This is a genomic window from Stenotrophomonas acidaminiphila (assembly GCF_014109845.1).
In the GTDB taxonomy this organism is placed as follows: Bacteria; Pseudomonadota; Gammaproteobacteria; order Xanthomonadales; family Xanthomonadaceae; genus Stenotrophomonas; species Stenotrophomonas acidaminiphila.
The window spans coordinates 769,671-791,119 of the sequence record NZ_CP043567.1 but is presented as its reverse complement, the minus strand read 5'-3'; the positions used below and the strand labels follow the sequence as shown (position 1 = coordinate 791,119).

At 61.6% G+C, this 21,449-nt stretch carries 15 protein-coding genes; 12 read left to right on the top strand and 3 right to left on the bottom strand.

Annotated elements, in window-relative coordinates:
* Positions 1 to 27: 27 nt before the first annotated feature.
* From recF to dnaA, 3 genes are all read right to left on the bottom strand, one after another.
* Complete coding sequence (recF, locus tag F0P95_RS03660) at positions 28 to 1,128, bottom strand: DNA replication/repair protein RecF (RefSeq protein WP_182335733.1); 1,101 nt, start codon at positions 1,126 to 1,128, stop codon at positions 28 to 30.
* Positions 1,129 to 1,719: 591 nt separating this feature from the next.
* On the bottom strand, positions 1,720 to 2,820 hold the full coding sequence (gene dnaN, locus F0P95_RS03655) for a DNA polymerase III subunit beta (RefSeq protein WP_054661226.1): 1,101 nt from the start codon (positions 2,818 to 2,820) through the stop codon (positions 1,720 to 1,722).
* A gap of 321 nt (positions 2,821 to 3,141) precedes the next feature.
* A complete protein-coding gene (dnaA, locus tag F0P95_RS03650) occupies positions 3,142 to 4,470 on the bottom strand; it encodes a chromosomal replication initiator protein DnaA (RefSeq protein ID WP_182335732.1) in 1,329 nt (442 codons plus the stop codon).
* A 254-nt stretch (positions 4,471 to 4,724) separates the two neighbouring features.
* Here dnaA and rpmH point away from each other — a divergent pair, with 254 nt between their 5' ends.
* From rpmH to F0P95_RS03590, 12 genes are all read left to right on the top strand, one after another.
* Positions 4,725 to 4,865, top strand: coding sequence for a 50S ribosomal protein L34 (gene rpmH, locus F0P95_RS03645; RefSeq protein ID WP_006404565.1), 141 nt, complete (start codon positions 4,725 to 4,727; stop codon positions 4,863 to 4,865).
* A gap of 38 nt (positions 4,866 to 4,903) precedes the next feature.
* Positions 4,904 to 5,365: a ribonuclease P protein component gene (gene rnpA, locus F0P95_RS03640; protein ID WP_056931421.1), complete on the top strand. Its 462-nt coding sequence runs from the start codon at positions 4,904 to 4,906 to the stop codon at positions 5,363 to 5,365.
* Positions 5,365 to 7,077 carry a membrane protein insertase YidC gene (gene yidC, locus F0P95_RS03635; protein WP_182335731.1) on the top strand — a complete coding sequence of 571 codons (1,713 nt, stop codon included), beginning with the start codon at positions 5,365 to 5,367 and terminating at the stop codon, positions 7,075 to 7,077. The genes rnpA and yidC overlap by 1 nt, the downstream gene beginning before the upstream one ends.
* A 146-nt stretch (positions 7,078 to 7,223) precedes the next feature.
* On the top strand, positions 7,224 to 9,884 hold the full coding sequence (locus F0P95_RS03630) for a polysaccharide deacetylase family protein (RefSeq protein WP_182335730.1): 2,661 nt from the start codon (positions 7,224 to 7,226) through the stop codon (positions 9,882 to 9,884).
* Between the two features lie 3 nt (positions 9,885 to 9,887).
* On the top strand, positions 9,888 to 11,240 hold the full coding sequence (mnmE, locus tag F0P95_RS03625; protein WP_182335729.1) for a tRNA uridine-5-carboxymethylaminomethyl(34) synthesis GTPase MnmE: 1,353 nt from the start codon (positions 9,888 to 9,890) through the stop codon (positions 11,238 to 11,240).
* A 183-nt stretch (positions 11,241 to 11,423) separates the two neighbouring features.
* A complete protein-coding gene (locus F0P95_RS03620; RefSeq protein WP_033936968.1) occupies positions 11,424 to 12,614 on the top strand; it encodes a tyrosine-type recombinase/integrase in 1,191 nt (396 codons plus the stop codon).
* A 167-nt stretch (positions 12,615 to 12,781) separates the two neighbouring features.
* Positions 12,782 to 13,099, top strand: coding sequence for an HVO_A0114 family putative DNA-binding protein (locus F0P95_RS03615; protein WP_025981589.1), 318 nt, complete (start codon positions 12,782 to 12,784; stop codon positions 13,097 to 13,099).
* A 128-nt stretch (positions 13,100 to 13,227) separates the two neighbouring features.
* Entirely contained in the window at positions 13,228 to 14,784 is a 1,557-nt protein-coding gene (locus F0P95_RS03610) for a type I restriction-modification system subunit M (protein ID WP_033978286.1), read from the top strand.
* Positions 14,781 to 16,097 (top strand): restriction endonuclease subunit S, encoded by a 1,317-nt coding sequence (locus F0P95_RS03605; protein WP_033072626.1) that lies wholly within the window; start codon positions 14,781 to 14,783, stop codon positions 16,095 to 16,097. Before F0P95_RS03610 ends, F0P95_RS03605 begins: the two co-directional genes overlap by 4 nt.
* Before the next feature lies 1 nt (position 16,098).
* Positions 16,099 to 17,241: an ATP-binding protein gene (locus F0P95_RS03600; RefSeq protein ID WP_019727090.1), complete on the top strand. Its 1,143-nt coding sequence runs from the start codon at positions 16,099 to 16,101 to the stop codon at positions 17,239 to 17,241.
* Positions 17,234 to 20,335, top strand: coding sequence for an HsdR family type I site-specific deoxyribonuclease (locus F0P95_RS03595; protein ID WP_033936963.1), 3,102 nt, complete (start codon positions 17,234 to 17,236; stop codon positions 20,333 to 20,335). The genes F0P95_RS03600 and F0P95_RS03595 overlap by 8 nt, the downstream gene beginning before the upstream one ends.
* Before the next feature lie 70 nt (positions 20,336 to 20,405).
* A complete protein-coding gene (locus tag F0P95_RS03590; protein ID WP_019727088.1) occupies positions 20,406 to 21,449 on the top strand; it encodes a virulence RhuM family protein in 1,044 nt (347 codons plus the stop codon).

The following is a 21,449-nucleotide window of genomic DNA, read 5'->3' as shown; positions in this document are numbered from 1 at the left end:
AGCCGGGCCATGACGCACCCGGAACGGTCATTGCCGGGCCTGGATGGCGCCGTGTTCCACGTGGAACACGGCAGCCGGGTGCAGGTGTTCTTCAAGTACGGCGGGGAGTTCGGTGGCGGTAATGAAAACCTGGGCGGGCGTTGCGGCCAGCAGCTGCAGTACGCGCTGCTGGTGGTGCCGGTCCAGTTCCGCCCCCAGGTCATCCAGGGCGATCACCGGCCACTCGCCCCGCTGGGCCGCGTAATCGTCCGCCTGGGCCAGCAGGCAGGCCAGGGCAGTGAGTTTGGCCTGGCCGCGCGACAACGCATCGCGGCCGGGGATTTCCCCGTAGCCCACCGACCAGTCGGCCCGGTGTGGCCCCACCGAGGTGTGGCCCATGGTGCGGTCGCGCTCACGGGACAGCAACAACGCGTCAGCCAGCGACATCTCGTGCCGGCGCCAACCGGGTTGCAGCTCCAGGCCCTGCAACTGTAGCCCTGGCGCCAGATCCGCGGCGATGGCCACCGCACGTTCCTGCAGGCGATCGAGGTACTGCTGGCGCCGCGAGGTCAATGGAACGCCGGCTTCAGCCAGTTCGTGATCCCAGGCATCCAGCTGGCGTGGGGCCGCCCCGGCCTTGAGCAGGGCGTTGCGCTGCTTGAGCGCCCGCGTGTAACGGCGCCACAGGGGAAGAAAGTCAGGTTCCACGTGGAACAATCCCCAATCGATGAAACGCCGGCGCGGTTCGCTGCCCCCACTCACGAGCGCATGGCTGCCGGGCTCGAAGGTGACCACCGCCAGTGCCGCGCACAGCGACCCCAGCTGCGCCACATCCTCGCCATCAAGACGGCCCTTCCAGGTCTGCCCCCCATGGCGCAGGCCGGCGCGCCGGACCCGTTCCCCACTGGCGGCGCCGGCACGTTCCTGCCATTCGACGAAGACCTCCAGGGCCTCGGCGCCTTTCTGTACCAGTCCATCGCGGACCCGCCCCCGGAAACTGCGCCCGTAAGCCATCAGGTGCAGGGCTTCGAGCAGGCTGGTCTTGCCGGCACCGTTGTCCCCCGTGATCAGGTTGATCCCCGGGCGGGGAGCCAGCTCCACGGAGTCGAACCGGCGAACGCGGTTCAGCGAGATACGGACGATGTGCATTGATGCTCGGGAGTAGAAGCAACGCCCCGGCGTGGCATCCGGGGCAGGATCGGCAGCTTAAAGCATCCGCCCGTCGAACCGGGCGCCGGACCTGCGCTGCAAATCGACACACGCCGCCGCCGGATCCTGTGTGTCGAGGGTGGGGCACCCGTTGGCATCCTGTGGATAGATTTGCTGGTTCTTGCTCCGGAATCGCTTGCCCACAGCTATCCACAGGCTCATCCCCGGCTCTTCCATAGGGGTTTCAGCATGCAAATATCATTTAAAAACAATGAGATAACTGTGTTTTACATGAAATCCAGCCCTACCATCACCACCAAGCTTCTGATTTATTCCCAGATTTAAAGCTTTACAGGCTCACAGGAACAACGTTGGAACGGCATTCGATCCGTTGTCCGGCTCATGACGCAATTCGGGATTGAAAGCCGATGCCAACCTGCTGAGCCGGGCCGTCATGACCAGGATCCTTCCAGGATCGAAGGTCAGCGCGTACAGGTCAGTTCCACGTGGAACTCCCTTTCGGGCAGGCAATAGCCAGGCAAAAAAAAGCCCGGCACTGCCGGGCTTATGTTCCACGTGGAACCAGAACTGTCACAGACGCAGCGGCATGACCACATGCCGCGATTTTTCGCTGCTGGCTTCGCGCACCAGGGCCGAGGAGTTGGAATCGCGCAGCAGGATGACGATGTGCTCGTCGCGCAATGCCGACAGCGCATCGAGCAGGTAGTTGACGTTGAAGCCGATCGCCAGGTCGCTGACCTGGGTTTCCGCCTCGATCTCTTCCTGCGCTTCTTCCTGCTCGGGATTGTGCGCACTGATCTTCAGCTGGCCCGGGGTGACCTCGACGCGGACGCCGCGGTACTTCTCGTTGGACAGGATGGCCGCACGCTGCAGCGACGCACGCAGGGTTTCGCGGTCCACCTTCACTTCGCGGTCGGCGCCGATCGGAATCACTGCTTCGTAATCCGGGAAACGGCCGTCGATCAGCTTTGAGGTGAAGGTGACATCGTCGCGCTTCACCCGGACGTGGCTGCGGCCGACTTCCAGCTCCACCTCGCGGTCGCCCCCCTCGAGCAGGCGCTGCAGCTCGGTCACGCCCTTGCGCGGCACGATGATCTGGCGCTTGGAACCGGTGCTGTTCTCCAGCGCGGTTTCGCACAGGGCCAGGCGATGACCGTCGGTGGCCACGCAGCGCAGCAGCTGGTCGCGCAGGTCGAACAGCAGGCCGTTGAGGTAATAACGCACGTCCTGCTGCGCCATCGCGAATGCGGTGCGCTCGATCAGTTCCTTCAGTGCGGACTCCGGCACCGCCACGCGCTCGGTGGCCTCGACTTCATCCACCGACGGGAAATCGTTTGCTGGCAGCGTGGCCAGGGTGAAGCGGCTGCGCCCGGCCTGCACGGTGATCTTCTCGCCGGTCTGCGACACGGTGACGCGGCTGCCGTCGGGCAGGGCGCGGACGATCTCGAACAGCTTGCGTGCCGGAATCGTGGTTTCGCCGTCCTGCGCATCCTCGACCGCGATGCGGGAAACCATCTCCACTTCCAGGTCGGTACCGGTCAACGACAGCTGGCCGCCCTGCACCTGGACCAGGAAGTTGGCCAGAACCGGAAGGGTCTGACGGCGTTCGACCACGTTGACGACCTGCGCCAACGGCTTGAGGAAGGCTTCGCGCTGCAGTGTGAAACGCATGTGGTTTCGTGCCCCTATGCTTTTAAAGATGTGGGTTAAATCAAAAGCTTGGTGGTGCTGGTAGAGCCAGATTTGGTTTAAAACACACCCAAGTATTTGTTTTTAAAGGGTTTCATTGCATCGAAACCCTCTGTATTACTGGCCCGGAACGGGTGGGGAAAGCTGTGGATAAACTGGCGCCGATCCGGAACCGTATTTTTATCCACAGATTCTCCAGCGTCTGCCCCCGAATGATGCACCGTTTTGTGCGATGACGCCCGCATGGCGCCGATGCATCATCTGCCGGCCCTGCTGCCTGGCCGTTCCCGGTGCCCCGATGACTCACTCACTCAACTTGCGGATGAGCTTGTCCCAGTCCTCGCGCAGCTTGCCGTCGGTCTCCATCAGCGTGCGGATCTGGCGGCAGGCATGCAGGACCGTGGTGTGGTCGCGGCCGGCGAAGGCGTCGCCGATTTCCGGCAGGCTGTGCTCGGTCAATTCCTTGGTCAGCGCCATCGCCACCTGGCGTGGGCGCGCCAGCGAACGGGTCCGGCGCTTTGACAGCAGGTCCTTGATCTGCAGGCCGTAGTAGTCGGCCACGGTCTTCTGGATGTTGGGGATGCTGATCGCCTGCTGCTGGGCGCGCAGCAGGTCGCGCAGGGTTTCCTGGGCGAACTCGGTGGTGATGGCGCGGCCGGTGAAATTGGCGCGCGCGGTCAGCGTGTTGAGCGCGCCTTCCAGGTCGCGCACGTTGGAGCGCATCTTCTTGGCGATCAGGAACGCCACGTCATCGGGAATCTCGGCGCCGCGTTCGCGTGCCTTGGCCAGCACGATGGCCGCGCGGGTCTCGAAATCCGGCGGTTCGATCGCCACCGACAGGCCCCACGCCAGGCGCGACTTCAGCCGCGCTTCCAGGCCCTCGACTTCGCGCGGGTAGCGGTCGCAGGTCAGGATGATCTGCTGCTTGCCGTCGAACAGCGCATTGAAGGTGTGGAAAAACTCCTCCTGGGTGCGGTCCTTGCCGGCAAAGAACTGGATGTCGTCGATCAGCAGCGCGTCCACCTGCTGGAACTGGCGCTTGAACTGGTCCATGGTCTTTTCCTGCAGCGCCCGGATCATGGCGCTGAAGAACTGCTCCGAACGCAGGTACAGCACCCGCGCGGCGGGGTTGGCCTGGCGCATCGCGTTGCCGGCGGCCAGCATCAGGTGGGTCTTGCCCAGGCCGGTGCCGCCGTACAGCAGCAGCGGGTTGTGCGCACGGTCGCCGGGCTTCTGCGCCGCCTGGAAAGCGGCGGCCAGGCCCAGCTGGTTGCTGCGGCCCTCGACGAAGTTGGCGAAGGTGTAGTGCGCGTCGAGGTTGCCGTTGAACGGCACCACCGGCGCGGCCGGCGCCATGCCGGCGGCGGGGGCCAGGGCGGCCACCGGTTCGACCGCGCGCGGGCGCGAGCCGATTTCCAGCTGCACGTCGGTGATGTCGGCGAAATAGCGCAACAACTCCTGGATGCGCGGCAGGTAGCGCTCGCGCACCTGGTCGACGATGAAGGCGTTCGGGGCGTACAGCACCATGCTGTCGGCGCGGTGGTCGGCCTGCAACGGCTTCAACCAGGTGTGGACATCTTCGGGCGGGAACTCCGCTTCAAGACGTTCGATACAACGGGACCAGGCATCCATCGGGAATAATCGTCGAAGGCACGCGGGACGGGCGCAGTGAAGCCGCCCGGCCACGTGCCGGATAGGGGGAAAGTGGATGGCCCAGACTACCACCGCGCGGCGGGGGCGGGAATGCTTGTCCCTGACTTGTTCACAGATCCATCCACAGCCTGTGGATGAAACCCCTGCACGACAGGCGGGATATGGCTTGACGCGGTGGGGGGGAGGTCTATAGAATTTCCGGTTCTTTCCGTCCCATTCATACAGGTGCCCCCATGGCCACCAAGCGCACGTTCCAACCCAGCAACCTCAAGCGCAAGCGCGATCACGGCTTCCGCGCGCGTATGAAGACCGCTGACGGCCGCAAGATCCTGTCGCGTCGCCGCGCCAAGGGCCGCAAAGTCCTCAGCGCTTGATTGCGTTGCCGCCCCGTGCGGCAGATGCAACTCCGATCGTGAGCAGCACCGACCCGCGCAAGCGATTTCCTCGCTCTGCGCGGGTTCGTACGCGTGCCGAATATACAACGGTCTTCAACGGCGCCCGCCGTGTATCCGACCCGCTGATGACACTGCACTGGCTGAAAGGGGATTCCCCCGCCCGGCTGGGCCTGGCCGTGTCACGCAAGGTCGATACGCACGCGGTGGGCCGCAACCGTATCAAGCGTGTGCTGCGTGATGCCACACGCCACCTCCGGGCAGGCATGGCCGGGGGTGACTACGTCGTGGTCGCCCGCTCGGCGGCCAAACTTGCCAGCAACCGGCAGATCCGCGAGGCGTTCGAACGCCTGCTCCGCCGTGCCGGCGCATTGCCCGCCGTGGTCGCTGACGGCACAATGCCGCCGCGCGAGGGCAACGAACCCTCTTCTTCCTTGAACGCGCCGGGCACCCTGCCTGGTCGAGCCGAGCCTGCCTGCTGATGAACCAGACCCGTGTATTCCTGATTTTCGCCTGGCTGATGGTGGCGGTGCTGCTGTGGATGGAGTGGGGCCGCGAAAAGAACGCGCCGGACCCGGCCACCGTCGCCGCGACCCAGCCGGCGGTGCCTGCCGCCAACGACGCCGACCTGGCCCCGCCGGCCGCCGGCAACGTGCCGCAGGCAGCGGTTCCGGGGCAGACCCCGGCCGCCCCGGCGCCGGCCATGGAAGCGGCCACCACCGCCAGCCGCGTGACTGTCACCACCGACGTGCTGAAGCTGGTGCTCGATGGCCGCAGCGTGGTCGACGCCGACCTGCTGCAGTTCCCGCAGACCAAGGCCGCCGGCAGCCCGCCGGTGCAGCTGCTGACCGAGGAAAAGGCGCATCCGTACAGCGCCACCAGCGGCTGGGTTGGCCAGGGCGGCTCGGCCGCGCCGGGCGCCAACGGCTTCCAGCCGACCCAGGGGGCGAAGGAATACACCCTGGCCGATGGCCAGAGCGAGCTGCAGGTGCCGTTCGTCTGGAACGGCCCGAATGGCGTCAGCATCCACCGCACCTACACCTTCAAGCGCGGCGACTACGCCATCGGCGTCAAGGATGAAGTGGTCAATGCCGGCACCACGCCGTGGCAGGGCTATGTGTTCCGCAAGCTGGACCGCGTGCCGGCGGTGCTCAGCCGCAGCATGACCAACCCCGATTCCTTCAGCTTCAACGGCGCCACCTGGTACGACAACGACAAGAAGTACCAGCGCCGGCCCTTCGCCGACTACCTGGAGGACGGCAACCTCAACCAGACCATCACCGGTGGCTGGGTGGCGATGCTGCAGCACCACTTCTTCACCGCGTGGATCCCGCAGGCCGACCAGGCCTCGCTGTATCTGCTTTCGCAGAACGGCCCGCGCAACGTGATCGAGGCGCGCGGCCCGGGCTTCACCGTGGCCCCGGGCCAGAAGGTCAGCACCCAGGCACGCCTGTGGGTCGGCCCGAAGCTGGTCAACCAGATCGCCAAGGAAGACGTGCCCGGCCTGGAGCGCGTGGTCGACTACAGCCGTTTCTCGCTGATGGCGATCATCGGCCAGGGCCTGTTCTGGGTGATGAACCAGGTCCACAAGCTGGTCGGCAACTGGGGCTGGTCGATCATCGGCCTGGTGATCCTGCTCAAGCTGGCGCTGTTCCCGCTGGCCAACGCGCAGTACAAGTCGCAGGCCAAGATGCGCAAGTTCCAGCCGCGCATCGCCCAACTCAAGGAGCGCTATGGCGACGACCGCCAGAAGTTCCAGACCGCGATGATGGAGCTGTACAAGAAGGAAAAGATCAACCCGATGGGCGGCTGCCTGCCGCTGCTGATCCAGATGCCGATCTTCTTCGCCCTGTACTGGGTGCTGGTGGAATCGGTGGAGCTGCGCCAGGCGCCGTGGTTCGGGTGGATCCAGGACCTGACCGCGCGCGATCCGTACTTCATCCTGCCGGTGATCAACGTGGCGGTGATGTGGTTCACGCAGAAGCTGACGCCGGCGCCGGGCATGGACCCGATGCAGCAGAAGATGATGCAGTTCATGCCGCTGGTGTTCGGCGTCATGATGGCCTTCATGCCGTCCGGCCTGGTGCTGTACTGGGTGGTCAACGGCGGCCTGAGCCTGGCCCAGCAGTGGTGGATGACCAAGAAGCACGGCGAGGACGCACCGACGCCGCCGGCCAAGGCCGAAGCCAAGTAACCGCGAAAGCCCGCCGCAAGGCGGGCTTTTCGCATGCGCGGCGCATGCCGCCGCCACCCGCGGGGGATTGCCGCGACTGCGGCGGGGCCAGCGGCGCACGCGCGGCTCCACTAGAATCGTCCGGCCCCCGCCTGTCTTCGCCTGCCATGTCCCGTCTTCCAGCACTGCGCGGTTTCCTGTTGCCGATCGCGATCATCGCGTTGCTGGGCGGGTGCGGAGGGGGACAGGGCGCCGCGCCTCCCGCGGCGGCGCTGGCACCCGGCCAGGCCACGACGGCCGATCCGGCTGCCGCTCCGCTGCTGGCGGCGCTGCAGAAGCAACTGGACAGCCACCGCCGCATCATCGTGCTGCTGGCCGACGAGGACACGCAGGGCGAGCGCGACCGTGCCACCTCCACCCGCATCGGCCAGCAGTTGTTCCACCAGGGACTGGAGCAGCGCGACGCGATCGCCGCGCAGTTCGATGCGCTGCTGCGCACCGCCAGTCCGCAGCGGTTCGCCACGCTCGGCGCGGTGCTGGACTACATCGAATCGGCACCGGACCTGTTCGACGCCGACCGCCTGGCGTTCCGCGAGGTACTGCGCGACCTGCACGCGCGCGTCGGTGCCGACTCCTCGCTGCCAGCGGTGAAGCTGCACCAGCGCATCGGCGAGGACCTGGAGGCGCTGGACGAGATCGAGCGCAACTACAACCAGGAAGTCACCCGCATCTTCAGCCGCTTCGAGCGCACCCGCGCCATCGCGCTCAAGCGCGAGAAGTGGGAGGACTACCTCGCCCACCTGCGCACGCGCTACGACCGCGAGGCGATCCTGCGCGACCACGGCGTGATCGAGCCGTACCCGATGTCGATGAAGGACAGCGAGCGCGAGATCTTCGGCCGCGACCTGCCGGCCAAGACCGTGGTGCTGACCTTCGACGATGGCCCGCACAAGGCCCATACCGAGGAGATCAGCGCCATTCTCAAGCGCTACGACGTGCCGGGCGTGTTCTTCGAGGTCGGCCGCAACATCGGCACGGTTGGCGCCGATGGCACGGTGGCGCTGGGTGCGATGGCCGGGATCAGCCGCCAGCTGATGGCCGACGGTTATGCGGTGGGCAACCACAGCCTGACCCATGCGCAGTTGTCGCGTACCAGCGGCGACGCGCTGCGCGAGCAGGTGCTGGGCACCGATGCGCTGCTGCGCCGGGTCGGTGGCGAGCGCGCGCCGCTGTTCCGCTTCCCGTATGGCGCGCGCAACGCCGAGGGCCTGCAGCTGCTCGGCGAAGCCGGCCTCAAATCGATCATGTGGAACATCGACTCGATGGACTGGGCCGACCCGGTGCCGGAGTCCATCGTGCAGCGCGTGCTCGCGCAGGTGCAGAAGGAGCAGAAGGGCATCATCCTGTTCCACGACATCCACGACCGCGCGGTGAAGGCGCTGCCGCAGATCCTGGACCGGCTGATCGCCGACGGCTACCAGTTCGCCGGCTGGAACGGACGCGACTTCTCCGTCAGCCGCGCGCGCCGCGACGCCGGCAACGCGGCCACCGTCACCACCGGCTACGAGAAGTCCTGGGCCATCGTGATCGGCATCGACGACTACGCGAAGTGGCCGAAGCTCGAATACGCCAGCCGCGATGCGCAGGCCGTGGCCGATGCCCTGACCGGCCAGTTCGGCTTCCCCTCCTCGCAGGTGATCGTGCTGAAGAACCGCGATGCCACCCGCAACAACATCCTGGCCGCGTTCCACGACCGCCTGTCCGATGGCCGCACGCAGAAGAACGACCGCGTGTTCGTGTTCTTCGCCGGCCATGGCGCCACCCGCCAGCTCGCCTCCGGGCGCGACCTCGGCTACATCATCCCGGTCGATTCGGATCCGCGCGAGTTCGCCACCGATGCGATCGCCATGACCGACGTGCAGAACATCGCCGAGAGCCTGCAGGCCAAGCATGTGCTGTTCGTGATGGATGCCTGCTACAGCGGCCTGGGGCTGACCCGCGGCGGCCCGGCCTCGTCGTCGTTCCTGCGCGAGAACGCGCGGCGCACCGCGCGGCAGATGCTCACCGCCGGTGGCGCCGACCAGCAGGTCGCCGACAGCGGGCCCAACGGCCATTCGGTGTTCACCTGGGTGCTGCTGCAGGCGCTGTCGGGCAAGGGCGACCTCAATGGCGACGGCCTGATCACCGGCACCGAACTGGCGGCCTACGTCGCGCCGGCGGTCTCGGCGGTCTCGCGGCAGACGCCGGCGTTCGGCAGCCTGCCCGGTTCGCAGGGCGGCGAATTCGTGTTCCAGGTACCGGACAGCCAGGAGTTCCTCAACGCCGGCAGCACCCAGCTCTCGGCCGATGCCATCGCGCTCAACAGCCGCGCCGATGCGGCACAGGGAGGCATCGACGCGACGGTGAAGGTGGCCGGCCTGCAGGGCGGCAGCAGCACGCTGGTGGTGCCGGCGGCGGTGCCGGCGTCCGATCGCCAGCGCGCCCAGCAGGCCAACGACCGCGGCCTGCAGCTGTACCGCGAAAAGCGCTACGACGAGGCGGTGGCGCAGTTCACCGAGGCGCTGAAGCTGCGCCCGGATTTCGCCCAGGCCGCCAACAACCTCGGCTTCGTCTACTACCGCCAGCAACGCTACGCCGAAGCGGCACGCTGGCTGGAGAACACACTGAAGATCGACCCTTCGCGCGCGGTGGCCCATCTCAACCTTGGCGACGCCTATTTCCACGCCGGCGACAAGCTCCGGGCGAAGCAGGCCTATCTCACCTTCCTGGAACTGCAGCCGCAGGGCAGCGGCGCCGCGCAGGCCCGCGCGCAGCTGCAGAAGCTGTAAGCCATGAACGACAGCGCCCGCCGCGACACCATCATCGCCATCGCCAGTGGCGCCGCTGCGGGCGGCGTCGGCATCGTGCGTCTTTCCGGCCCGCTGTCGGCGCCGATCGCGGGTGGGCTGGGCTGCCCCGCGCTGCGGCCGCGCCACGCCCACTACGCGCGCTTCCGCGATGCGGACGGCGAGGTGATCGACGACGGCATCGCGTTGTACTTCCCCGGTCCGCGCAGCTTCACCGGCGAGGACGTGGTGGAACTGCAGGGCCATGGCAGCCCGGTGGTCCTGCGCCAGCTGCTGGAGCGTTGCATCGCCCTTGGTGCGCGCCAGGCCCGCGCTGGCGAGTTCAGCGAGCGCGCCTTCCTCAACGGCAAGCTCGACCTGGCCCAGGCCGAGGCCATCGCCGACCTGATCGCCGCCGGCGACGTGCGTGCCGCCCGCGCCGCCCGCCGCTCGCTCGACGGCGTGTTCTCGCGTCGCGTCGAGGACGTGGCCGAGCAGCTGGTGCGGCTGCGCATCCACGTCGAGGCCGCCATCGATTTCGCCGACGAACCGCTGGATACGCTGGGTGGAGCACAGGTGCGTGCCGGCGTCGCCCAGGCGCGCGAGGCGCTGGCGCGGCTGCGCGTCGATGCCGAGCGCGGCCGCAAGCTGCGCGATGGCCTGCATGCGGTGCTGATCGGCCCGCCCAACGCCGGCAAGAGCTCGCTGCTCAACGCCCTGGCCGGCAGCGAGCGCGCCATCGTCACCGATATCGCCGGCACCACCCGCGACACCCTGCGCGAGACCATCCGCATCGATGGCCTGGAGCTGGAGCTGGTCGACACCGCCGGCCTGCGCGAAGGTGGCGATGCCATCGAGCGCGAGGGCATGCGTCGCGCCCGCGAGGAGATGCAGCGGGCCGACCTGGCCATCGTGGTGCTCGATGCGCGCGACCCGGAGGCCGGCCGCCAGGCGATCGGCGATGCCGCCGCCCAGGCCACGCGCCAGCTGTGGGTACTCAACAAATGCGACCTGCTGCCGCAGTGGCCGCAGCCGCCGGACGCGGACAGCATCGCGTTGTCCGCCGCCAGCGGGCAGGGCCTGGAGCAGCTGCACGCGCGCCTGCGCCAGCTGGCCGGCGAGGGGGCCGGCGGCGAAGGCCAGCAGGGCGAATTCTCCGCGCGCCTGCGCCATGTGCAGGCCATCATCCTGGCCGCCGCGCACCTGGACGATGCCGAGGCGCAACTGCGCCACGACCACCTGGAACTGGCGGCCGAGGAACTGCGCCTGGCGCACCAGGCGCTGGGCGAAATCACCGGCCGCATGACCGCCGACGACCTGCTCGGCCGGATCTTTTCGAGCTTCTGCATCGGGAAGTGATGTGGGGTCCATGGAGGTCCACCGAAGTCTGCTGATGTGCCTGTGAGCCGCATAAATAAAGGGATTTTTGTCTATTGAGTGATTCGGTGATACAGTCAAAGCCATCGCTATTCGGGTCCATATATGGGTCCAAGCTCACCGAATAGCCTGACTATTGACTTTCATGGACCCAAAGGAGGGTCCATGTCTCTCACAGACACCGCACTCAAGGCGCTCAAGCCGAAGGATGCCTCGTACATCGTCAGTGACGATCGCGGGCTGTACGTAGAAGTGCTGCCGAGTGGCAGCATCGTCTGGCGTTACCGCTATCGGCTGGATGGCAAACGGGAAAAGCTCACACTCGGCAAGTACCCCGCCCTTACCCTGAAGAACGCCCGCCTGAAGCGGGATGAGGCGGCACATCTGGTGGCGCTGGGCCAGTCTCCAGCACAGAAAAAGCAACAGGAGAAAGTGGCCGGCGCAGAAGATGCCACCGTGGCCGACTTCGCCGAACGCTTCTTCAAGGACATCCAGTCGCGCGACCGCAAGGATGTGACCATGCCTCGCCGCTACCTGGAGAAGGACATCCTGCCGCACATCGGCAGCAAGCCGGTCCGGGACATTACCGCCGAGGATGTGCGCAGCGCCATCTGGCGCAAGAAGGAACAAGGCTTCGATGCCGCCGCCGGCCAGGTGCGCGGCCTGCTCAAGCGCATGTTCGATTACGCGCTGACCTGCGGCCTGATCCAGGCCAACCCGGTCATGGCCCTGCCGATGCGGCACGTCTACCGCGCCGCCGCCCGCGAACGGGCGCTGACGCCGGACGAAATCCGGCAGTTCCTGCGCGCCATGCAGGCTTCCAACATCCGTCGCCAGTTCAAGATCGCCTTCCAGTTGATCCTGATGACCCTGGTGCGCAAGTCCGAACTGATGCTGGCGCAGTGGAAGGACGTGCATCTGGACGAAGGCGAATGGCACATTCCGGTTGAGAACTCCAAGACCGGCAAGCCGCACATCGTCTACCTGTCCACCCAGGCGCAGACACTGTTCAAGGAACTCAAGCCGCTGGCCAGCAGTAGTGACTGGGTATTGCCGGGACGTGGCACCCTGGCCAAGCCCTTCGCCAACAATGCGCTGAACCAGGCGCTGAAGGTGTCATTGCAGGGGCAGGAGATCCCCGCCTTCACGATCCATGACCTGCGACGTACCGCATCGACGCTGCTGCACGAACAGGGCTGGGTTTCGGATGTGGTGGAAAAAGCGCTGAACCACACCATCGGCGGCGTGCGTGGCGTCTACAACCGGGCGGAGTATGCCGAGCAGCGGCGGGAGATGTTGCAGGCATGGGCGGACTATATCGACGGGCTGGCACCGTCGGCCAATTTGGTGGTGTGAGTCCGGCCGAGGCGTTGGTGGCCTTTTCCCTTTTTTGGGTAGGGCCGTTACCCCTGGGTTGCCATTCCCTTGCCTCTGCCTTTTCCTTTTTGGCAAGCATTTGTGATCGACGATGATTATCAGATACTGATACAATTTTGAATCAACGTGTCATTGGATTCGCGATCATGAAGCGCTGCATTGTGGGTATCCGACAGCCAGAAGGTCCGCCACCGAAGGGAAGCGAAACGCCCAGTATTTGGTTTCCGTCTCTGGCATCACTGGCCGCAGTGCTGTCGGACGACAACCGCCGCCTGCTGCGCCTGATCCATGACCAACAACCCAAGTCTCTGACTGAGCTGGCCGAGCTCAGCGGCCGCAAGGTACCGAACCTGTCACGCACTCTGAGAATGATGGCCGATTACGGCCTGGTATCGCTGCAGCGCAATGTTCGGGATGTTCAGCCGACCGCACTGGCGACTGAGTTCCTGGTGGTGCTGGATTAATGGGAGCGGACATGAGGATAGCTTGCTGATAAACCAGGCAGAACAACTGCTCGACAAGAAACTGCCCCATTTTCGGCACACGCTTCGTGCTTGCGCCAAACCAGATAAATTGAAACAGGAACAACCCTATGACCAGCACCCAACAACGCGCCGCCTTGCAACGACAGATTTGGCAGATAGCCAATGACGTACGCGGCGCGGTCGACGGCTGGGATTTCAAGCAATACGTGCTCGGCACCTTGTTCTACCGCTTCATTAGCGAGAACTTCGCCAGCTACATTGAGGGCGGTGATGACAGCATTGACTATGCCCGACTGCCTGACGGCGTCATCACTGCGGACATCAAAGATGATGCCATCAAGACCAAAGGCTACTTCATCTATCCCAGCCAGCTGTTCGCCAACGTAGCCGCCGGTGCCAACGCCAACGAAACTCTGAATACCGATCTAGCTCGCATCTTCGCCGCCATCGAAAGCTCGGCCAGCGGCTACCCGTCCGAGCTCGACATCAAGGGTCTGTTCGCTGATTTCGACACCACCAGCAACCGCCTCGGCAACACCGTCAAGGAAAAGAACGCCCGTCTTGCCGCCGTGCTCAGGCGTGTGGCCGAACTCGACTTCGGCGGCTTCGACGCCAGCCACATAGACCTGTTCGGCGACGCCTACGAGTTCCTTATCTCCAACTATGCGGCCAACGCCGGCAAGTCCGGCGGCGAGTTCTTCACCCCTCAGAACGTCTCCAAGCTGATTGCGCAGCTGGCCATGCACAAGCAGGCCAGCGTCAACAAGATCTACGACCCTGCCTGCGGTTCCGGCTCACTGCTGCTGCAGGCCAAAAAGCACTTCGATGCCCATATCATCGAAGACGGGTTCTACGGCCAGGAACTCAACCACACCACGTACAACCTGGCGCGGATGAACATGTTCCTGCACAACATCAACTACGACAAATTCAACATCCAGTTGGGCGACACGCTGCGGAACCCGCATTTCGGCGACGAGAAACCCTTTGATGCCATCGTATCCAACCCGCCGTACTCGGTGAAGTGGATCGGCGGCGACGACCCAACCCTCATCAACGACGATCGCTTTGCCCCAGCCGGCGTGCTGGCACCCAAGTCCAAAGCCGACTTCGCCTTCGTGCTGCACGCGCTGCACTACCTTTCGGCCAAAGGTCGCGCCGCCATCGTCTGCTTCCCCGGTATCTTCTACCGTGGCGGAGCGGAGCAAAAAATCCGCCAATACCTGGTGGACAACAACTATGTGGAAACGGTGATTTCGCTTGCGCCCAACCTGTTCTTCGGCACCACTATTGCGGTAAACATCCTAGTGCTGTCGAAACACAAGACCGACACCAAAATCCAGTTCATCAATGCCAGTGGCCTGTTCGACAAGAAAACCAACAACAACGAACTGTCCGATAAACACATCGAACAGATCATGCAGGTATTCGACAGCAAGGCCGACATTGAGCACTTTGCCAAAGCGGTGGATTACGACGCGATCGCTGCCAACGACTACAACCTGTCGGTGAGCAGCTATGTTGAAGCCAAGGACAACCGCGAGGTGGTGGACATTGCTCAGGTCAATGCCGCTCTGAAAACCACTGTAGCCCGGATCGACAAGCTGCGGGCGGAGATTGATGCGATCGTGGCCGAGATTGAAGATGGGGAAGTTAAAGCATGAGTCGAATTGCACAATTAATTTCGGAACTCTGCCCAGATGGGGTGGAGTTCAAAGCACTTGGGGATATCTCCGAACTCGTGCGAGGCAATGGCCTGCCCAAATCCGTATTTGCGGAATCTGGTATTGGCTGCATCCACTACGGTCAAATTTACACGTACTACGGAATTTGGGCGACAAAAACCATTTCCTTCGTCGCTCCGGAAACAGCCATGCCGCTCGCCAAGGTTGACACTGGCGACATAATAATAACCAACACGAGCGAAAATATTGAGGACGTGTGCAAAGCGGTCGCATGGCTTGGTGATTCGCAAATCGTGACGGGTGGTCACGCGACTGTTATCAAACATCAACAAGACCCAAAGTACCTGTCATATTACTTCTGCACCCCGGAGTTTTTCGATCAGAAGAGAAAGTACGCGACTGGAACGAAGGTTATTGATGTATCAGCGAAGAGCCTTGCGAAGATTCGCATTCCTGTTCCACCGCTCGAAGTACAGTACGAAATCGTGAAAATTCTTGACACTTTCACGGAGCTGGAAGCGGAGCTGGAAGCGGAGCTGGAAGCGGAGCTGGAAGCGCGTCGGCGGCAATATAAGTATTACCGCGACGCGCTTCTCGCGTTCAATGAACGCACAGATAGCGCAAGCAAGCAAGCAAGCAAGCAAGCAAGCAAGCAAGCAAGCAAGCAAGCAAGCAAGCAAGCAATTATAAGGTGGATGATGCTGAATGAAATAGGAAAATTCATCCGCGGCCGTCGATTTACCAAAGCTGACTATGTGGAAAATGGCATCAATGTCATCCACTACGGCGAAATCTATACGCAGTACGGTGTATGGACGGACAAGGCTATTTCGCAAGTCAGGTCGGACATGGCAAGCACCCTGCGCTATGCCCAACCTGGCGATGTCGTCATTACCGGTATCGGAGAAACCGTCGACGATGTCGGAAAGGCGACGGCATGGATTGGCGATAAAGAAGTAGCCATCCACGACGACTGTTATGCCTTTCGCCATGATATGAATCCGAAGTTCGTTTCCTACTGCATGCAGACAACTTCCTTCATTTCGGAAAAAGCGAAGTATGTGGCACGCACCAAGGTCAAAAGACTGTTGCTTGATGGTTTCTCAAAAATCCGTATTCCAGTGCCGCCACGGGAAGAGCAGGACCGCATCGTCGCCATCCTCGATAAATTCAATACCTTGACGAACTCCATCAGCGAAGGCTTGCCGCATGAAATCGAACTGCGACGCAAGCAGTACACGCATTACCGCGACAAGCTATTGAATTTCGTGGAGTTGGAGGAAGCCGCATAACATGGGCAAGACGCTCGGGGAAGTCGCCAAACAACTCGGAGAGACCGAAAAAAAGGTGCTGCTGATCTACGCCTTCAACGGTTCGGGCAAGACGCGTCTTTCCCGTGAGTTCAAGCAGCTAGTCGCCCCTAAGAATGGAGACACTGAAGGATTGGCTGCTGATCAATCCGAGTCGCCGCGCAATAAAATCCTGTATTACAGCGCCTTCACCGAGGACCTGTTTTATTGGGATAACGATCTGACTCAAGATGTTGAGTACAAGTTGCGAATTCAACCTAATTCATTCACGGACTGGTTGCTCACGCTGCTCAGGGATCTGGGGCAGGATGGAAATATCGTCAGATACTTCCAGCACTATGCCAACGACAAATTGACCCCCCATTTCAGCGAAGACTTCTCCGAAGTCACCTTCTCGCTGGAGCGTGGCGACGATGAAAGCTCCGGCAGCCTCAAAATCTCGAAAGGCGAAGAGAGCAACTTCATTTGGAGTGTTTTCTACACACTGCTGGACCAAGCCATCAGCACGCTCAATGTCGCCGAACCGGAAAATCGCGAAACCCGGCAATTCGACCAACTAGAATATGTATTCATCGACGACCCGGTGAGCTCACTGGATGAAAACCACCTGATCGAGTTGGCCGTCAATCTGGCGGGGTTGATCAAGACCAGTCCGCCCGGCCTGAAATTCGTCATCACCACCCACAGCCCGTTGTTCTACAACGTGCTCTACAACGAACTCAACGCCAAGACCTGCTATTTACTGGAGCGGCTCGAGGATGGCACCTTCGCCCTCTTGGAAAAGAAGGGAGATTCCAACAAGAGTTTTTCCTATCACCTGCATCTAAGAAAAACCCTTGAGCAAGCGATTGCCGCCAATCAGGTCGAGCGTTATCACTTCACACTGCTGCGCAACCTCTACGAGAAAACCGCCAGCTTTCTGGGCTACCCGCAATGGTCGGAACTCCTGCCCGACGACAAGCAGGCCTATTTGAATCGCATCATCCAATTCACCAGCCATAGCACCCTGTCCAATGAAGCGGTAGCCGAGCCAACGCCGCAAGAAAAGCAAACGGTCAAATTCCTGCTGGACAATCTGATCAACAACTATGGCTATTGGCAGCAACAGGAAATGCAGAATGGTTGAGTACATCAAGCCCATCGCCGAGTCGAACAACTTCATCGTGCTCGACAGGTACGTCAAGGATTGGAAGGTTGCCGAAAGCTACCAAAGCGAAGGCGACCTGGAACGCGAGTTCATCCAAGATCTGGTAAATCAGGGTTATGAATATCTGCCCGACCTGAAAACACAGCAAGGCTTGCTGGCCAACGTCCGTGAACAATTGCAAACCCTGAACGGCGTCCGATTCTCGGACGGTGAATGGGCGCGCTTCGTGGAAACCTGGCTGGACAAGCTAAGCGATGGCATCGTCGAAAGAACCCGCAAGATTCATGACGATTACATCCATGACTTCGTGTTCGACGATGGCCGTATCCAGAACATCTACCTGCTCGACAAGAAGAACATTGCCCGCAACAAGGTGCAGGTGATCAAGCAGTTCGAGCAAACCGGCAGCCATGCCAACCGCTATGACGTGACCTTGCTGGTCAACGGCCTGCCGCTGGTGCAGGTAGAGCTGAAAAAGCGCGGTGTGGCTATCCGTGAAGCCTTCAACCAGGTGCATCGCTACAGCAAGGAGAGCTTCAACAGCGAGCATTCCCTGTTCAGGTATTTGCAGCTGTTCGTCATCTCCAACGGCACCGACACGCGCTACTTCGCCAACACCACGCAGCGCAACAAGAACAGCTTCGACTTCACCATGAATTGGGCGCAGGCCGACAACAGCCCGATCAAGGACTTGAAGGACTTCACCGCGACCTTCTTTCAGAGGCATACCTTGCTCAATGTGCTGCTGACCTATTCGGTGTTCGACGTCGGCAATACTCTGTTGGTGATGCGGCCCTACCAGATTGCTGCGACCGAGCGCATCTTGTGGAAGATCAAGAGCGCCTATCAGGCCAAGCACTGGAACAGCACCGAAGGCGGCGGCTATGTCTGGCACACGACGGGTTCGGGCAAGACCCTGACCAGCTTCAAGGCTGCGCGCCTAGCGACGGAACTGGAGTTCATAGACAAAGTATTCTTCGTGGTAGACCGCAAGGATCTGGACTACCAGACCATGAAGGAATATCAGCGCTTTTCGCCAGACAGCGTGAACGGCTCGGACAGCACTGCGGGCTTAAAGCGTAATCTGGACAAAGACGACAACAAGATCATTGTCACCACTATCCAGAAGCTCAATAACCTGATGAAGAGCGAAAACGACTTGCCGATCTACGGTAAGCAGGTGGTCTTCATCTTCGACGAGTGCCACCGCAGCCAATTTGGAGAGGCACAGAAGAACCTGAAGAAGAAGTTCAAGAGGTTCTACCAGTTCGGTTTTACCGGTACGCCGATCTTCCCGCAAAACGCGCTGGGCGCGGACACCACCGCCAGCGTGTTCGGCCGGGAACTGCACTCCTACGTCATCACCGATGCCATCCGCGACGAAAAGGTGCTCAAGTTCAAAGTGGACTACAACGACGTTCGCCCGCAGTTCAAGGCCATCGAAAGCGAGCAGGACGAGAAGAAGCTCAGCGCGGCGGAAAACCGGCAGGCCTTGCTGCACCCGGATCGCATCCGCGAAATCACCCAGTACATCCTGAACAACTTCCGGCAGAAGACCCACCGCCTGCAAGCGGGTGCCAAGGGCTTCAATGCCATGTTTGCCGTGAGCAGCGTGGATGCGGCCAAGCTCTACTACCAAGCCTTCAAGACCCTGCAGAAGGACAGCGACAAGCCTTTGAGGGTCGCCACCATTTTCTCCTACGCCGCCAACGAGGAACAGGACGCAGTAGGCGACATCGCGGACGAAGGCTTTGAAGTTTCGGCCATGGACAGCAGTGCCAAGGAGTTCCTGGAAGCGGCCGTTGCCGATTACAACGCACTGTTCAAGACCAGCTTCAGCGTGGACAGCAAGGGCTTCCAGAATTACTACCGCGACTTGGCCAAGAGAGTCAAAGAGCAGGATGTCGATTTGCTGATCGTGGTCGGGATGTTTCTGACCGGCTTCGATGCGCCCACGCTGAACACCTTGTTCGTGGACAAGAACCTGCGCTACCACGGCCTGATCCAGGCCTATTCGCGCACCAACCGTATTTTTGACGCCACCAAGACCTTCGGTAACGTCGTCACCTTCCGCGATCTGGAACAGGCGACCGTTGCTGCCATCACCTTGTTTGGTGACAAGAACACCCGGAACGTGGTGCTGGAGAAAAGCTACGCCGAGTACATGGAGGGCTTCACCGATGTCGTCACGGGCGAGGCGCGACGTGGCTTCAAGGATGTGGTGGGTGAGTTGGAGCAGCGCTTTCCCGACCCCACCAACATCGTCAAGGAATCCGACAAGAAAGCCTTTGCCAAACTGTTCGGCGAATACCTGCGCGTGGAAAACGTGCTGCAGAACTACGATGAATTCGCCAGCCTGAAAGCCTTGCAGGACATTGACACGAGCGACCCGCAGGCGGTGGAGGACTTCAAGACGAAACACTACCTAAGCGACGAAGATTTGGCCGTATTGCAGGCGATACACATGCCCGCCGATCGGAAAATCCAGGATTACCGCTCCACCTACAACGACATCCGCGACTGGCTGCGCCGGGAGAAAGCCTCGGCGGAAAAAGAAAAATCCAGCATCGACTGGGATGATGTGGTGTTCGAGGTAGATCTGCTCAAGTCGCAGGAAATCAACCTGGACTACATCCTGGAATTGATCTTCGAGAAGAACAAGAAGACCAAGGACAAGGTGGCTCTGATCGAGGACGTGCGTCGGGTGATCCGCGCCAGCCTGGGTAATCGCGCCAAGGAAAGCCTGGTGGTGGACTTCATCAACCAGACCGACCTGGATGGGCTGGGCGACAAGGCCAGCGTGATCGAGGCATTCTTTAGCTTTGCCCAGGCCGAGCAGCAGCGCGAGGCTCAGGAGTTGATCAACGACGAGACGCTGAATGCAGAGGCGGCCAGACGGTACATCAGCACCTCACTGAGACGCGAGTTCGCCAGCGAGAACGGCACCGAACTCAATGCCCTGCTGCCCAAGATGAGCCCGCTCAATCCGGAGTACCTGACAAAAAAGCAAAGCGTCTTCCAGAAGATCGCCGCGTTCGTCGAAAAATTCAAAGGGGTAGGTGGGCAGGTGTAACCGGCCAGAGTTATCGCACTGGCGTTAAAGCGTGCCTGGTCGACGTACAGACCACGTTGAGATACTTGGTATGAATGGCAAAAAATTGATCCGCAACAGCACAGCCGAGTTTCTGATCTTCACTGGCCAGGCCGGCGAACAGAGCATCGAGGCCCGCTACGAGGACGAAACCCTGTGGCTGTCGCAGAAGCTGATGGCCGAGTTGTTCGGGGTGGACGTGCGCACCGTCAGCGAGCACCTGAAGAACATCTTTGCCAGTCATGAGCTCGCGCCTGAGGCAACTATCCGGAAATTCCGGATAGTTCAGCAGGAGGGCCAGCGGGAGGTGTCCCGCGCGGTGGACTTCTACAACCTCGATGCCATCATTTCCGTCGGCTATCGGGTCAACTCCCTACGCGCAACGCAGTTCCGCCAGTGGGCGACCGGCGTCCTGCGTGAGTTCGCCATCAAGGGGTATGTGCTGGATCGTCAGCGCATGGAAAACGGCAGCTTCCTGGGCGAGGACTACTTCGAGCGGCTGCTGGCGGAAATCCGCGAGATCCGCCTCAGCGAGCGACGCTTCTACCAGAAGATCACCGACATCTACGCCACCAGCGTGGATTACAACAAGGACGCACCAACTACCAAGGCATTCTTCGCCAAAGTACAGAACAAATTGCATTACGCCATCCACGGCCATACCGCGGCAGAGTTGATCCGCAAACGGGCCGATAGCAGCAAGCCACATATGGGGCTGACTTCCTGGGCGAGCGCGCCCGAAGGCAAGATCCTGAAAACCGACGTAGCCGTGGCCAAGAACTACTTGACCAAGGACGAGTTGGATTCATTGGGTCGTATCGTCAACGCCTATCTGGAGTTGGCCGAGGATCGTGCTCGCCGCAAGATTCCCATGAGTATGGAAGACTGGTCCAAGCGGCTGGACGCCTTCCTAGAATTTGATGAACGGGAAGTGCTACAGAGCAGCGGCAAGATTTCTGCGAAACTTGCCCAGACACATGCGGAAAGCGAATTTGAGAAGTACAGAATTGTGCAGGATCGCCTGTTTGAAAGCGATTTCGACAAAGCAGTGAAAAAACTGACGGCCGGTGAGTCAAACACCAGAGATGGCGGATAA

Bases quoted from the DNA above. Each gene is read 5' to 3' on its own strand.
- yidC (WP_182335731.1), top strand. From the start codon at position 5,365: ATGAACCAGACCCGTGTATTCCTGATTTTCGCCTGGCTGATGGTGGCG.
- F0P95_RS03600 (WP_019727090.1), top strand. From the start codon at position 16,099: ATGGGCAAGACGCTCGGGGAAGTCGCCAAACAACTCGGAGAGACCGAA.
- rpmH (WP_006404565.1), top strand. From the start codon at position 4,725: ATGGCCACCAAGCGCACGTTCCAACCCAGCAACCTCAAGCGCAAGCGC.
- F0P95_RS03620 (WP_033936968.1), top strand. From the start codon at position 11,424: ATGTCTCTCACAGACACCGCACTCAAGGCGCTCAAGCCGAAGGATGCC.
- dnaA (WP_182335732.1), bottom strand. From the start codon at position 4,470: ATGGATGCCTGGTCCCGTTGTATCGAACGTCTTGAAGCGGAGTTCCCG.
- F0P95_RS03610 (WP_033978286.1), top strand. From the start codon at position 13,228: ATGACCAGCACCCAACAACGCGCCGCCTTGCAACGACAGATTTGGCAG.
- F0P95_RS03605 (WP_033072626.1), top strand. From the start codon at position 14,781: ATGAGTCGAATTGCACAATTAATTTCGGAACTCTGCCCAGATGGGGTG.
- F0P95_RS03595 (WP_033936963.1), top strand. From the start codon at position 17,234: ATGGTTGAGTACATCAAGCCCATCGCCGAGTCGAACAACTTCATCGTG.
- dnaN (WP_054661226.1), bottom strand. From the start codon at position 2,820: ATGCGTTTCACACTGCAGCGCGAAGCCTTCCTCAAGCCGTTGGCGCAG.
- F0P95_RS03615 (WP_025981589.1), top strand. From the start codon at position 12,782: ATGAAGCGCTGCATTGTGGGTATCCGACAGCCAGAAGGTCCGCCACCG.
- recF (WP_182335733.1), bottom strand. From the start codon at position 1,128: ATGCACATCGTCCGTATCTCGCTGAACCGCGTTCGCCGGTTCGACTCC.
- F0P95_RS03590 (WP_019727088.1), top strand. From the start codon at position 20,406: ATGAATGGCAAAAAATTGATCCGCAACAGCACAGCCGAGTTTCTGATC.
- F0P95_RS03630 (WP_182335730.1), top strand. From the start codon at position 7,224: ATGTCCCGTCTTCCAGCACTGCGCGGTTTCCTGTTGCCGATCGCGATC.
- mnmE (WP_182335729.1), top strand. From the start codon at position 9,888: ATGAACGACAGCGCCCGCCGCGACACCATCATCGCCATCGCCAGTGGC.